This window comes from Aerococcus sanguinicola, from assembly GCF_001543145.1.
Taxonomy (GTDB): Bacteria; Bacillota; Bacilli; order Lactobacillales; family Aerococcaceae; genus Aerococcus; species Aerococcus sanguinicola.
Window position 1 is genome coordinate 288,990 of record NZ_CP014160.1, and the last position, 14,211, is coordinate 303,200.

A 14,211-nucleotide genomic window follows, 5' to 3' on the forward strand; every position below is an offset into this window, starting at 1 on the left:
GACCTCCTCCTATAAACCTAAGTCAAATAATTCTTCAGCAATATCTTCAAAGCTATCATCCAGTTCATCTTGGTAGGCCTGCCAAGTGTCGCTACTCCAGATTTCTACCCGGTCCATAACGCCCACAATCTGGCAAGCCTTCTCAATCTGGGCATGGTCCAATAAGACCTGGGGAATGTTAACCCGACCCTGCTTGTCGACCGAAACCTCAACCGCTGCTGAATAAAAGAAGCGGGTGAAGGCCCGGGCCTGGCGTTTCACCAAGGGCAGGTCCTTTAATTTCGACTGGATCTGCTCCCAAGTGGACAAGGGATAGGCGAAGATGCAGGCATCGAGCCCCCGGGTAAGCACAAAAAGCTCCCCTAATTCTTCCCGCAGTTTCGCTGGAATAATTAGACGACCCTTGCTATCGATATTATGTTTGTACTCGCCCATTAACATCTTATCGTCACCCTCAGCCTCAGCCCCGATTGTTTAAAGCACTTTTCAAAGATTTAATTCCTAAATTAAGTTAAGTTTACCATAATCTACCACTTTGCACCACAATTCTCCACAATTTTTCCCCTTTCGTGAACAGACTAAACAAAAGTTTAAAGATTGAGGGGGAAGATGCAAAGAAATACTTTAACAGGCTATTGGTGAGCGCGTTCCGCTTTTGAATTTAGCCCTTAAACGTTTAGAGGATCAACAACGGCTGAAGCCGTCTTGTACTTTATCCGTAAGTCGCTTTGCTCCAACGGCTAAAGCATGGCACCGGTTCGGGCCTAGGTCCCTCACCTAGCGAGCTTCAAACGGCTAGTACGGCCCTCAAAAAAAGGGCCTACTAGCCGTAATTCACATTGCTTGCTTGTTCATGGCTAAGTGCCAACTTCAAAGCTCCACTTCTGCTCATAAAGAAACACCAATAAGAAACAACCTTTTTGTTCAATCATTAAGTAATAAGTTGCCATAATAAAAGACCCCAAACCAAGAGCTAGTGGCTGCTGGTTTGGGGCCTTAGGGTTGGTGGATTTCAAGCGATTAAATTTTTAGATGATCGGCCTAGGCGAAGATCAAAGCGAAGATCCGATAGAAAACAAAGCCGTAATAGAGAAGGAAAACGATGATAAAGCTTAGGTTAGATAGCCGGCGCAGGAAGCGTCCCGGTGTGAAGGGCAGGTTATCGCGGAACTGGATGGCGAGGATGGCCAGGGCCAGAACAGAAACGATACCGAGCACAATAGGCAGGAAGGACCAGTGGAGGACCAACTGAGAGACGAGGTGGAAGCAGAGCCAGAGAATCGGATGGACCACATCAATCACCACTAAGTTAATGTGCTTGCCATCACTCAAATAAGGCTTCCCATATTTGGCCACCAAAATAATAGTGAGGATGGGAAGGATATAGAGAATAATTTCAAACCAAGTAAAAGCTTCCATGAGCAACACCCCGTCTTTTTTCTTTTATTTTAGCATACTTTTAATAAGGAATGTGGCAAAAGTCTGTAAGCACTTACGGTGACTTTCTTTAACTGGAGTAACCCTCACCCTAACAAAGTTGGATTTGCTCGCACAGAAGTAGCTCCCCTCATCATATCCAGTCGGGTTCACAAAGGGAGAAAGGGAGTGACTTCAGCAAAGTGGAACGATCGGCTAAAGCCGCTCTTATCTTCTTTGCCTCCAGTCATCCCTTTCTAATCGCCTTTGCTCACACCCTATAGTCGGGTTCGGGCTGGCAGAAATAGCTCCTCTTCACCAAAATCCGCCGAAGACTTTCAGTCTTCTCTGGCTTTTGGCTCCAGAGGTCTATTTCTCCCGCCAGCCCTCACACCCTAACAAAAAAAGGCTGGGGATCCCAACCTTTCTAGTCAACTTATTCAGCTGCTTCTTCAGTCATCACATCTTTACCGTTGTAGTAACCACATGCTGGGCATACGTGATGTGATTTACGTAATTCGCCGCAGTTAGGGCATTCGTTCATACCTGGTACGTTTAATTTATAATGTGTACGACGTGAACGTTTTTTTGCTTTTGATGTTTTACGCTTTGGTACTGCCATCATTCACACCTCCTATATCGTCATTTAATCTTCAGACGCTTCATCAGCAAACAAGTCCTTCAGCTTTGCAAGGCGCGGATCGATTTTTTCCTCGCCCTTAAGACTTGAGCGGTAAGAATCCTCCGTCATCATATCCCAGTCCTTGCCCATTGGAAGTTCTTGCTCCTCTGCTTCTTCAGCTGTTAAGCGCTGTTGCGGCAAATGGAGCAAGATGTTGTCTTCAATCGCTCTAGTAAGATCGACTGAATTCCCTTCAACTTCGATTTGTAGAACCGCCTCATCATCAATGATATCTGTTTCCATGCCCTTAGGCAAGTAACGCTCATTAATGGAAAAGGCCATCGACACATTGACAGGCTCTAAGGATCGTGAAGATGGTAGCGTCACATCTAATGCTATTTGCAGTTGTGCCAATACAGTTGCCTCTTCATAAATCACGAAGCCGTCAACCTTTACGGGCGACATGGCTAGGATCTCATCGCTACGCTCCTGCATCTCATCGGAGATTTCGATGCTGGTATCAATGGCTAGAGGATCTTGCGCCTGAATTCGTAATTCTTGAAATGACCATTTCATGATTGACCACCATTAAGCAACAAGAAAAATTATACCGACTCATCGAGCATTTGTCAATGATATTTCCTTGACAAGTCAATTTTTTCTTCTTGCTCCCTTTCTATGATTATTTTTTCAAGGGCTTATCGGCCAACGCCCAAAGTTCTCGTCTCGGTCTGTCTGGAGTAAATAGTCGCTGTAGATTTGGTCGGCCGCTAGCCACTCGGGCCAGGTCTGGGCGACGTCACGGTTGACCCGCCCTATCCAGCGGTAATTAGCGGGAAGTTGTTTCTTGATGGCCCGGCAATAGGCCCGTCCTGGCTCTGACTGGGCCAGGATAAAAATGGGCTGGGACCCCTGGTGGAGGGCTTGGAGTCGGCCTTTGGAAACTTGCAGGGCCAGCATGAGAAGGAGACGCTGGAGCCGCAAGCGGGGCCAGGACCGCGTTTGAGCGCTAGTTAGGAAGTCCTCTAAATTCCGGTGCCGACGGGCGGCGTCTTGGAGCCGACCTTCAATGCCCCCATCCATCAGATGGATCTGGGCCAGCGTCTTTCGGTCCTGAACCAGGAGCAGGTAGCGGATATAGGGATAAAGGGCTTCGAGACTGGGAAAAGTCTCCTGTTGGGCCAAGCGCGAAAGCATCTCTTCCGGCAAGTAAGGGGCCAGGTCCCCTAGCTCCCCTGACTGGAGCGCCTGCCTGAGATAGGTTCCCGAGACGAAGTGTTGGTCCACCGCCTGGTCTTGCCGGTGGCTATCGCCCCGCCTCTGGATAGGATGGGGCATCATCTCGAATTGACCACGGTAAATCGTTAAGGCATAGACCATGGCCAAGAGGGTATTGGACTGGTCTTCAAAATCCAAGTGAAGACCCGCCAATTCTTCTTCTTGGTCCAAAAGATAGGCCCAAGCCGCTAATTCCTGGTCAGCATGGCTGGCCTTATCTTGGCTGACTGTCTGCCGGGCCCGGTCCAAAGCTTCAGGGTGTTGGGCCAGCCAGGACGCAAAGGTCAGATAAGGGCTAAAATCAGCCGTCTCAACCCCAAAAGCGATATCCTGGCAGCCCAGGGCATTCAAATAAGCAATGGCCGCTTGGGCAAAATAATCGGCCGATTGGCTAGCCCACCAAAGCGGGAGTTCCACGACCAGGTCAGCCCCATTGGCCAAAGCCGCCCCAGCCCGGTCCCACTTCGAGGCGATAGCCGGTTCCCCGCGCTGGCAGTAATTGCCGCTCATCACGGCCACAAGCAGGTCGGCTCGGCTGACCCGCCTGGCCTCAGCTAACAAGTAAGCGTGGCCATTGTGGAAAGGATTCCACTCCGCAATCACACCGCAGGCACGCATCCTAACCCTCCTTCACACAGGTAAAAAAGAGCCGCTGACTTTCGGGACCGGGAGCTTCAAAGCTAAAGTCAGCACTCACCTGCACGTCCCCAAAGCCAGCTTGTTTGAGCAAGTCTTGGTAGCAGGACACAGGAAAAATCTGTTCCCGGTGAAGCTCCTCATGACGTTCATAATAGCCCGTTTCTGGGTCTTCGACAAAGATATTTAGCAAGTGGTCGATGGTCCCCTCGCCCCGTACTTGCTCACTCCGCCAGGTAAAGACCGCATCATCCCATTCTTCAATATATTGGTAGCCGGGATAGACCTGGTTCATCTGATAGGCCGAGTGGATGTCAAAGATAAAAAGTCCCCCAGCTTTTAAGGCCTTGGCCTGGGCCAAGAAGCATCGGCTTAGCTCTTCTGGGCCCTCCAAGTAGCAGAGGCTGTCGCAGAAAAGAGTCAGCAGGTCATAGCCTGTTTCTGCTTGGTCTTCCAACATATTCCCCTGGTAGATGCGGTCCTTGTAACCAGCTTCTGCCAAACGGGTTTGGGCGCGGGCTACCATGTCTTCAGACAGGTCATAGCCCCTGACGTCAAAACCGCGATCGAGCATCTCCAAGGCAAACTCCCCGTCCCCGCAAGCCACATCCAAGAGCCGGTAATGGTCTTGGCCTGGCAGGTAGCGGTCCAGGGCCTCCTGGCAAAAATCAGCCCAGGCCGGATAGAGGGACTTGTCGAAGAGGAGGTCGTAAACCTCCTGGAAGACTTGGTAATTCTTATCGGCCATCTTAGCTCAACCAGTCGTTAAGGTTTAGAAGCGGGGCTTCATGCCAGAGTTTTTCCAAGTTATAGCGTTCCCGCTCGTCCGCTTGGAAGATGTGGACAATGACATCCTGGCAATCCAGCAGGACCCATTTGCCTGCTTGGCGGCCTTCCACCTGTTTAACGTCAAAGCCGTTCTTGTAAACCGCTTCTTCCACAGCATCGGCGACTGCATTCACCTGGCGCTCATTATTGGCCGTTACGATCACGAAGTAGTCAGCCAAGGTCGTCAAACCCGCCATATCTAAGGCAACAATGTCCTTACCCAAACGGTCGTCCGCCGCTTTTACCACGCATTCTAATAGTTCCGTATTCTTAGCTGTCATTAAAAGGCATCCTCCTCATGTGCTTGCACCCACTGGTTATAAACGGCAATCGTTTGTGGGTGGATTGGCTTCCTTGTTTCCAATAAGTGCATTAAACTGTGCCGGATCTTGTAGTCAACGGCAGCGTCCAGTGATTTTTCAGCGACTTTGCGGGCTTCTTTGACCCCGGGAAAGTCGCGGTTGGCTTCAATATAATCAGCAATATATAAAATCTTATCCAAGCCCGTCCAAGCTAAACTCCCCAGGGTGTGGTTCCAAACGGCTTGCTCAATCAGCCGATCGCCCAATCCCAGGTCGCGTTTGGCCATCAGAACAGCAAGGGGACCGTGCCAAATGGCATTGCCCGCTTCAGGCCAATCTGGATCGTAATCCGGATGGTCAGCAAAGGCCTGGAGCTCGTCTAAGCTCGCCTCTTTGGCATAGTCATGGAGCAAGGCTGCGATACTGGCCCGCTCCTTATCTTCACCATAGCGGTCAGCTAGTTGGACAGCTGCCTCTTCCACCCCTAAGAGGTGGCGGAAGCGTTTCTTGGACAAACGGGCTTGGGCCCGGTCCAAGAGCTCTGCTCGAGAAACTTGAATTAAATTTTTTTGATAGGTCATCTCGTCAAGCGTCAAGATACAATCCCTCCTCTTCAATATAGTGTCTGACAGCTTCGGGGACAAGGTAGCGGATACTGTGGCCCTGGCTAACGGCCTGGCGGATCTGGGTCGAAGAAATCGCCATTTCCGGAACATCGACATAGAGGACCGGGTAGTCAGTTTCTAGTTGATAGCCCGGGCGCTTGACCCCGACAAATTGAACCGTCTCGACCAAGTCATCGATCCGGTACCAGGTCGGCAAGTATTCCACCATATCCGCTCCAATAATGAAGTAATAATCCGTATCGGGGTTGAGCTTGGTCAGGATATCCATGGTGTCAAAGCTATAGGACTTGCCCTTGCGTTCGAGTTCAAGCTTTTCAATGGCCAAGTGTTCATTGCCAGCAATTGCCAACTCTAACATGGCCAAGCGCTTGTCTGCATCGAGAAAAGCCTTGGGGTCCACATGGGGGGCCTGGTAGTTGGGCATCAGGTAAACCTGGTCCAGGCAAAGTTTATCATAGACCTGGTCGGCAATGATTAAGTGGCCCTGGTGGATGGGGTTAAAACTCCCACCCAAGATCCCCACACGGCGCCGCTTCTTGGTCCTTTCTTCTAATTGGCTGGCTAGCGCAAGGCCAGCGCTTTGTTGGTCACGCGCTCCCATACGCTCGCCTCCTAGCCCAAAGCCTTAACTTCAGCTGACAGCTTTTGGTTCTTGGCTTCTTGGGAAGGCCGGTAGAGAACCAAAGTCTTGCCGATGGTTTGGACAATCTCTGCTCGCAAGCCAGTCGCCAATTCCTCAGCTGCTTGGTCGACCTCAGCGCTGGAATTTTGGAGGATGTTTAATTTAACCAATTCCCGCTTCTCCAAGGCCTGGTCCACTTGCTTGATTAATTCATCATTCAAGCCATTCTTTCCAATCTGAAAAATGGCCTTTTCCTTTTGAGCAATCTTTTTGAGATACTTCTTTTCTTTATTGTTTAACATCTTTCACGCTCCTTAATTTAAATGAGGGCTTCCCGCACGAGGACATCGATCCCCTTAGGACTGTAAATGGCTAGCTTGGCATCCTCTGCTACGGTTAACCAACCCAGGCCTGAGATCACCAAATCCTGACCGGCCTTGAGCTGGAACTCGCGCCGGACCCGGTCGCCAGCTCCCTCAATCGTAGGGGTCAACAGTTCCCCCACATGGTCAAGGTAGAAGGCTTCAGCCCCTTCCAACTTGCGGCGGTGGATCTTCAGCGCATTGCTCAGGTAGAAGGTGAAACTATTACGGTCCCCTGCCAGGTAGTCAACCTGGACCAAGCCTCCGATAAAGAAGCTCTGCTCAGGGTTGACTTGATAGGTCCGGGCCTTAACTCGTTTCCTGGGCATGACTTGCTTGAGCCCTTCAGCAGACAGCTGGGAAGTGAGCTGGCCGTCTTCCATAATCCCCGGGGTATCGATGAGATAAGAGGATTCATCGAAGGGAATTTCCACCAAGTCCAAAGTCGTTCCCGGGAAAACGCTGGTCGTGATGAGGTCACCCGCAATCCCTGTCGCCTTGAGGATACTGTTAATCAAGGTTGACTTGCCGACATTGCTGACACCGACCACATAGACATTGCGGCCCTTGCGCAGGCGCTCGATCTCTTCCAATAAGTCATCCACATGGTGCTGAGTTTGGGCGCTGGTTAAGAGCACCTCCTCCACCACTAGCCCCTGGGACCGGGCGTATTTTTTCACCCAGTGGGTCAAGCGGCTTTCCTTGATGGAGCTAGGCAGCAGGTCCAGCTTATTGGCCACCAATAAGAGGTCGTTGTCCCCCACAAAGCGCTTGAGGCCAGGGATCAGGCTGCCCGAGATATCAAAAATATCCACCACATTCACCACCAAGGCATCCTCGTCGCTAATCCCATTGAGGATAGCCAGGAAGTCATCGTGGCTCATGGTCACCCCCTGCAATTCATTGTAGTGGCGCAATTTAAAACAGCGCTGGCAGTACAGTTCACCAGTCTCAAGCCCAGCCTCATAGGCGGACTTGGGCGTATAGCCTCGCTGGTTCTTATCAACTGTCTGTATGCTAGCGCCGCATCCGATACATTTCAATGACTCATCTGTCATCTAATTGATTCCTCCATTCCCAATTCTTATGGAATTTATCTAGTAAAAATTTCAACGGTTTTTCAACACCGCGGTTGACCCGGGTCCACATGCCATCTGTCTTAACGACGGGCTTGACCAGGATGGTACGAATGCCCACCCGGTTGGCACCAAAGACATCGGTCAGGAGCTGGTCACCCACAAAGGCCACCTCTTCCTTGGTCATATCCAATGTCTTGAGGGCTGCCAGGTAACCCGACGAGCGCGGCTTGTAGGCTGGAGCCAGATAGCGGACCCCCAACTGCTTGGCCACATCGGCAACACGGAGGCCGTTATTATTGGACAAAATCAAGATCTCAATGCCCGAACTGGTCATCTCCTCCGCCCACTGTTTCAAGTATTCCGGAACCTGGGCGGAATTCCAAGGTATGAGTGTATTATCTAAGTCCGTAATGATGGCCTTGATCTGGTGCTTTCGGGCCTGGTCCGGGCTAATCTGTAGAATCGTATCCAACATCCAGGTCGGTTGGAATTTTTTTAACATGGCTTGTCCTCCGTTTATTTCTTAGCCTAAGTATACCATAGCCAAGACTGTGACAAAAGCCGATTGGACCCTAAGCAGATCGAGCATCCTATCAATGTAACTGCCAGCCTTCTCTAGTCTTTTGCTCCAGAGCTCCCTTTCTCCCGCATCCTCTCACACCCTAGTCGGGTTCGCAAGAGCAGACTTGAAGTGATTTCACCCAATCGGAACGATCGGCTAAAGCCGCTCTTTTCCGTTTGGGCTCCAATCATTCAAGTCTAAACGCTCTTGCTCACACCCTAGGGGACGATGATTTCTTTGAGTTGGAAGGCTTGGCCGTCGTAGTTAAAGACCAAAAGTGAGCAGTTGGCGATTTCGCCGACCGCTTCTTTCCCTTGTTTGGCCTGCCAGTAATCCGCAAAGAGGCGGATACAACGGCCATGAGCAACCGCAAAGGCCTTCTCACCTTCTTCAATTTGTTCCATGATATAGGTGCAGGTGCGCACCAGCCGCTCTTGGACTTCAGGGATGGTCTCCCCACCCGCTGCCTTGATCTTGCGGTTGAAGTCTTCCCGGGGCAGGTGGTCGCGGGACTGCTTCTCGTATTGGCCGAAGCAAGCTTCTCTTAGCCCCGATAGCAAGTGGAAATCTTCTCTGGGGCTCTGCGCTAGGGTCAGGGTGTCCTGGGCTCGTTTTAAGTCAGAGCTTGCCACATAGGCCCAGTCTTCTAGCCCCTCTGCTTGGAGGTAGTCATTCACCCGGCTGGCCTGGTCGCGTCCTGTTTCTGTTAGGGGCGAATCGCACCAGCCCTGGATCCGGCCTTCCACATTGTATTGGGTCTGGCCGTGTCGCATTAAATATAGAGTTTTCATCCTTTACCGCCTCTTCATTTCCTTTTTTCTCCCCTAGTATAGCACGGGCAAGCCCGCAAGTAAAAAGGACGAGAGGCAGAACCAAGACTCTGACAAAAGCCTTTAGCCCTGGGCCATCATTTTTTGAAATGACACCAGGGCTAATTTTTTTGTAAAACTCGTGAGTTAAAAGCTAGTGGCATCTTTTTTGTCAGGATCTAAATCTAGTGGACGCAAGGGGGAGGGACTGGTTGGCATATAGTAGCGCGACTGGTCTAGGACCTGGTTGAGGAGTTGGATGCCTTCCTGGATGTGGCCGCCCTTATTGAGCATGACCAGGTCACAGCGGCCAGCCAACATGACATCGGCCATCTCAGCCCGGGTGGGGATGCCAGTCTTGACCATATTCTCCATCACTTGAGTGGCCCAAATCACCGGAATCCGGGCGGCTCGGGCGATCGCGACCAGGTCTTCTTGGACACTGGCCAAGCGCAAGAAGCCCAATTCAGCCGCCAAGTCGCCCCGGGCAATCATCAGACCCGCATAGTGGTTACGGTTAGCCTCCACTAAGACTTGGAAAAGATTTTCGAGGATCGACTGGGTTTCAATTTTGATAAAGAATGGCGGATGTTGGCTCGTATCTTCCCCGTAGACTTCAGCGAGCTGGGCCTTAATCGCTACAATATCTTCCACTTGGCGGACAAAAGAAAAGTTATAACCCCGGGTAAAATCCTTGACTGCTTCCATGGCTTGGCAGTCAGCAGGCGTGAGAATGGGCAGCTGGCTATCTCGACCGGGAAAGTTCATCCCCTTGGTCGCCTTAATCTTCTGCCCCTTGGTCTTGCGCACTCGGTCGACTTCAACCACAACTCCCTCCTCGTGCTGGGAGGTCACATGGGCGAGGAGGTCGCCATCATACATCACCACCGGGTCCCCCACTTCTAGAGATTGGATCAGGTCTTGCTGAGGAGTGTAGAGCACCAAGTTTTGGTCTTGGAAATCTTCCAAGGGCTTGACATGGCTAATGAAGAAAGTATCAGCTGTAAAGACCCGGGGATTCTGCTGCTCGGTATAGAGGGCTTCGATGCGGACTTTGGGCCCTGCTAAGTCACAGTAGATGGGATGCTGGCGGCCCTTGGCTTTGCCAGCCGCTTGGATATTTTTGGCCATAGCCTGCCAGGTCTTAGCCTGATCATGGGCACAATTAATCCGGGCCAGGTCCATGCCCGCCTGGCTTAAATCATTAACATAATGGGGATCGCGACCAGCCTCCGTGGGCAAGGTCACCAGGTTCTGGGCCCGCTTACCAGCTTCTAGGCCAAAAACCTGGAAGGTGCGGGCCTTGGCTTGGTCCATTTCAGCCCAGCGCGCCTCCTCGTTGCCCACCGGCTCCCCCTGGATGACCTGGACTAAGTGGTCGAGGCCCGCGAGTACATTGGCCTCAATCCCTCGAAAACCCTGGTAACCGAGTCTATCCAGACGATCCTGAAGCTCGCGCAGGTCCCTCCGCCGCATCACCGCATAGGCCGCCAGATTTTTAGCACTCGAACGAAAATCTTCCCGGATAGTCTGAGGCTCCCAACTCGCATAGAGAGCCTGTCCCTCCTCCTGAATCTCTTTTCGCAATTGTCTGACTACTTCAACTAAAGACTGCTTCTCCATAGAAACCACCTCTCTTAATTATAAGACATTCCTTTAACCCTATCTTACCAGTATCCCAAAGAAAACAAAAAGAATATACTCTTAGGGTGTGAGCAGTTGCGTCCAGACTTGAATGACTGGAGCCCAAGCGGAAAAGAGCGGCTCTAGCCGATCGTTCCGATTGGGTGAAGTCACTTCAAGTCTGCAACTGCGAACCCGACTACAGGGTGTGAGGGAGCGCGAGTAGGGTGTATAGAAAGGTCACTTAATCTTTGATAAGTCTCCAACTTTTAATCCAAGGCTATGAGTGTGGCTTGCTAGTATTTAACACACAAAAAGAGCTCTGAAGTGTGGCTTGGCAAGAACCAACATTCAAATAGAGGGCCTCAGTGTGGGTTGATACCACCTAACACTCAAACAAAAGCCCTAAGTGTGGATCACTAGCACCCAAGGCTCAATCAGTCCCTCTGAGTGTAGGTTGACACAACAAATTCAAGGCCACAGAGGAAAGATAAATAAAAGAGCGTGGCAAAAGTCACTATTGACTTCTGCCACGCTCTCTTATCGCAGGTTACAGCTTTTAATATTTAAAGCTAATGATTTACTAACAACTAGTTAAGCCATCCCAGCTATGAGCAGTAGTGGAGCGTTGAAGTTGGTCGTTAGCCATGACCTAGCAAGCGGTGTGAATTAGGGATAGTAGGCGCTAGCCGTACTAGCCCTTTGAAGCTCGCTAGGTGAGGGACCTTGGCCCGAACCGATGCCATGGCTTTTTAACGACCAAATTCAAAAGCGGAACGAATGCTCCCTAGCACCATTAAGCTTATTCGACTTCAAAGCTAACTTGGTCGTCTTTTTCTTTAATTTGCACGGCTTGACCCGATTGGATATCGCCGGCAATAATTGCCCGGGCCAGTGGGGTTTCGATATGGTTGGTGATGAAACGACGCAGTGGACGAGCCCCGAATTGAGGTTCATAGGCTTCATCAGCAATCCATTGTAAGACCTCTTGGCTGTAGTCGAGGTGGATGTTTTGATCAGCTAAGCGTTGGTTGAGTTGTTCCAAGAGCTTAGCCACAATGCCAGTCATATTGTCTTTAGACAGTGGACTGAAGAAGATAATGTCATCAATCCGGTTCAAGAATTCAGGTTTAAAGTAGCTGTGGAGGCGGTCTTTGACTTGATCACGAGCTTCTTCAGAAATTTCATCATGGCCTGATTCGCTATCTTCTAGCAGGATGTCGGATCCCAGGTTAGAGGTCATGATGATAATGGTGTTCTTGAAGTCGACGGTCCGACCTTGACCATCAGTCAAGCGGCCATCATCTAGAATTTGTAAGAGGATGTTGTAAACATCCGGATGGGCCTTTTCGATTTCGTCTAAAAGAACGACAGAGTAAGGGTGGCGGCGGACAGCTTCGGTTAATTGGCCCCCTTCTTCGTAACCGATATAGCCTGGTGCGGCACCGACTAAGCGGGAGACATTAGCTTTTTCCATGTATTCACTCATGTCGATGCGGACAATGTTGTCTTCGCTGTCAAACATTTGTTCAGCCAAGGCCTTGGCCAGTTCGGTCTTCCCGACCCCAGTTGGTCCTAGGAAGAGGAAGGAACCGAGTGGGCGGTCAGGATCTTGAATGCCGGCCCGTGAGCGGAGAACAGCGTTGCTGACGGTATCCACGGCTTCATCTTGACCAATCACGCGTTGGTGGAGGCGGCCATCTAGGTCGAGGAGTTTTTGCCGTTCACTTTCAGCCAATTTCGACACAGGGATGCCGGTTTGACGAGAAACCACTTCAGAAATTTGTTCTTCCGTGACGGCTTCTTGGACTAGGCTGGACCGGCCTTCCATGTCCTCAGCATAGTCAGCTTCCATCTGGCTCAGTTCTTTTTCTAAGGCTGGGATGGTCCCGTGTTGGAGGGTAGCTGCCTTTTCCAGGTCATAATTTTGTTGGGCGATTTCTAATTGCCGCTTGGCATCATCCAATTCTTGACGTTTGTCTTGGATCTTCTTGAGCCCTTCTTTTTCGTTTTCCCATTCCATGGTTAACTGGTTGGTTTTTTCCCGAACTTCAGCCAATTCTTCCTGGAGTTCAGCCAATCTTTGCTTAGAAAAGTCATCCTCTTCTTCCTTGAGGGCTTCTTCTTCAATCTCTAATTGGAGGAGACGGCGGCGTTGCATATCCAATTCAGTTGGGATTGAATTCATCTCAACCCGGATCTCAGCACAGGCTTCGTCGACCAGGTCAATGGCCTTGTCTGGCAGGTAGCGGTCGGTAATGTAGCGGTCCGATAACTGGGCTGCTGCCACTAAGGCTTGGTCGTGGACCTTGACATGGTGGTGGTTTTCAAAACTTTCGCTCAAGCCACGCAGGATGGAGATAGTATCTTCCACAGTTGGTTCCTTAACCAAGACTCTTTGGAAGCGGCGTTCCAGGGCCTTATCGGTTTCCATGTATTCCCGGTATTCGTCCAGGGTCGTGGCTCCGATGCAGTGCAATTCACCCCGGGCTAACATAGGCTTCAGCAAGTTGCCGGCATCCATAGAGCCTTCTGTCTTCCCAGCCCCAACAATCATGTGGATTTCATCGATGAAGAGGATAATTTCTCCATCAGAAGCTTTCACATCATTTAAAACAGCCTTCAGCCGTTCTTCGAATTCACCCCGATACTTGGCTCCTGCAATCAACGCCCCCATATCGAGGGAGATCAGTTTCTTATCTTTTAAGTTGCTAGGGACGTCCCCTTTGACAATTCTTTGGGCGAGGCCTTCAATAATGGCGGTCTTCCCGACCCCTGGTTCCCCGATTAGGACAGGATTATTCTTGGTTTTACGCGAGAGAATCCGAATCACATCACGGATTTCTTCGTTCCGACCAATGATTGGATCCATCTTCCCTTCCCGGGCAAGTTGGGTCAGGTCGGCCCCATATTTTTCTAATGCTTCGTAGTTTTCTTCTGCATTCTTGGAAGTCACACGATCACCCTTTCTTAAGTCATCGATCAAGGCTTGGGCAGCCTCTTTACTGGATACGCGGTTGAGCCACTGACTGAGCTCTAAATAAGTCAAGTCAAAGATCGCATAGAGGACGACTTCTGTTGAGAGGTAGTCATCCCCTCTTTCGCTGGCAAGCTCTTGAGCCTTTTGAATCAATTCGGCGAGGCCTCTTGAAATGGCTTGACCATATTGGACATTGTCCCCTTTGACACTTGCAATTTTATCGAGTTCACGGTCTAATTCAGCTTCTAAAGCATTCATATCGATGTTTAAACGTTGATAGAAATTGTATGCGAAGTTGCCTGGCTCTACCATGGCTTTGAATAAATGTGCAACGGTAATCTCTTGGTGTTGGCGGACCTTAGCAATCTGTTGGGCATTAGCTAAGGCTTCTTGCATGGCCGTTGTCATTTCCATATTATTCATCTTATCACTCCTTTGCATACTTTTATTATAGCCTATTGGTCAG

Annotated in this window: 15 protein-coding genes; all 15 read right to left on the minus strand. The window is 50.4% G+C overall.

All coding sequences use genetic code 11. The annotated features are described in order from the left end of the window. Window positions 1-9 precede the first annotated feature (9 nt). On the minus strand, window positions 10-441 hold the full coding sequence (mraZ, locus tag AWM72_RS01475; protein WP_067972087.1) for a division/cell wall cluster transcriptional repressor MraZ: 432 nt from the start codon (window positions 439-441) through the stop codon (window positions 10-12). 600 nt (window positions 442-1,041) lie between these two features. Further along, a complete protein-coding gene (locus AWM72_RS01480) occupies window positions 1,042-1,419 on the minus strand; it encodes a DUF3397 family protein (RefSeq protein ID WP_067972090.1) in 378 nt (125 codons plus the stop codon). A 433-nt stretch (window positions 1,420-1,852) separates the two neighbouring features. Next, window positions 1,853-2,038, minus strand: a complete 186-nt coding sequence (gene rpmF / locus AWM72_RS09165) for a 50S ribosomal protein L32 (RefSeq protein WP_083272321.1) — start codon at window positions 2,036-2,038, stop codon at window positions 1,853-1,855. Between the two features lie 24 nt (window positions 2,039-2,062). Next, window positions 2,063-2,614 (minus strand): YceD family protein, encoded by a 552-nt coding sequence (locus tag AWM72_RS01485; RefSeq protein ID WP_067972093.1) that lies wholly within the window; start codon window positions 2,612-2,614, stop codon window positions 2,063-2,065. Between the two features lie 114 nt (window positions 2,615-2,728). Continuing rightward, entirely contained in the window at window positions 2,729-3,934 is a 1,206-nt protein-coding gene (locus tag AWM72_RS01490; protein ID WP_067972096.1) for a nucleotidyltransferase family protein, read from the minus strand. A gap of 1 nt (window position 3,935) precedes the next feature. Beyond that, window positions 3,936-4,700, minus strand: a complete 765-nt coding sequence (locus AWM72_RS01495; RefSeq protein WP_067972099.1) for a class I SAM-dependent DNA methyltransferase — start codon at window positions 4,698-4,700, stop codon at window positions 3,936-3,938. A 1-nt stretch (window position 4,701) separates the two neighbouring features. Continuing rightward, window positions 4,702-5,061, minus strand: coding sequence for a ribosome silencing factor (rsfS, locus tag AWM72_RS01500; RefSeq protein WP_067972102.1), 360 nt, complete (start codon window positions 5,059-5,061; stop codon window positions 4,702-4,704). Beyond that, a complete protein-coding gene (yqeK, locus tag AWM72_RS01505; RefSeq protein ID WP_230080844.1) occupies window positions 5,061-5,678 on the minus strand; it encodes a bis(5'-nucleosyl)-tetraphosphatase (symmetrical) YqeK in 618 nt (205 codons plus the stop codon). Before yqeK ends, rsfS begins: the two co-directional genes overlap by 1 nt. Beyond that, a complete protein-coding gene (locus AWM72_RS01510) occupies window positions 5,668-6,309 on the minus strand; it encodes a nicotinate-nucleotide adenylyltransferase (RefSeq protein ID WP_067972104.1) in 642 nt (213 codons plus the stop codon). The genes yqeK and AWM72_RS01510 overlap by 11 nt, the downstream gene beginning before the upstream one ends. A gap of 11 nt (window positions 6,310-6,320) precedes the next feature. Further along, a complete protein-coding gene (yhbY, locus tag AWM72_RS01515) occupies window positions 6,321-6,632 on the minus strand; it encodes a ribosome assembly RNA-binding protein YhbY (protein ID WP_067972107.1) in 312 nt (103 codons plus the stop codon). Between the two features lie 17 nt (window positions 6,633-6,649). Further along, window positions 6,650-7,750: a ribosome biogenesis GTPase YqeH gene (yqeH, locus tag AWM72_RS01520; RefSeq protein WP_067972111.1), complete on the minus strand. Its 1,101-nt coding sequence runs from the start codon at window positions 7,748-7,750 to the stop codon at window positions 6,650-6,652. Continuing rightward, complete coding sequence (locus tag AWM72_RS01525; protein ID WP_067972114.1) at window positions 7,740-8,273, minus strand: YqeG family HAD IIIA-type phosphatase; 534 nt, start codon at window positions 8,271-8,273, stop codon at window positions 7,740-7,742. The genes yqeH and AWM72_RS01525 overlap by 11 nt, the downstream gene beginning before the upstream one ends. A 278-nt stretch (window positions 8,274-8,551) precedes the next feature. Beyond that, window positions 8,552-9,124, minus strand: a complete 573-nt coding sequence (locus AWM72_RS01530) for a histidine phosphatase family protein (protein ID WP_067972118.1) — start codon at window positions 9,122-9,124, stop codon at window positions 8,552-8,554. Between the two features lie 165 nt (window positions 9,125-9,289). Continuing rightward, on the minus strand, window positions 9,290-10,765 hold the full coding sequence (locus AWM72_RS01535) for a pyruvate kinase (RefSeq protein WP_067972122.1): 1,476 nt from the start codon (window positions 10,763-10,765) through the stop codon (window positions 9,290-9,292). Between the two features lie 802 nt (window positions 10,766-11,567). Then, window positions 11,568-14,168, minus strand: coding sequence for an ATP-dependent chaperone ClpB (clpB, locus tag AWM72_RS01540; protein WP_067972125.1), 2,601 nt, complete (start codon window positions 14,166-14,168; stop codon window positions 11,568-11,570). Window positions 14,169-14,211: the final 43 nt, after the last annotated feature.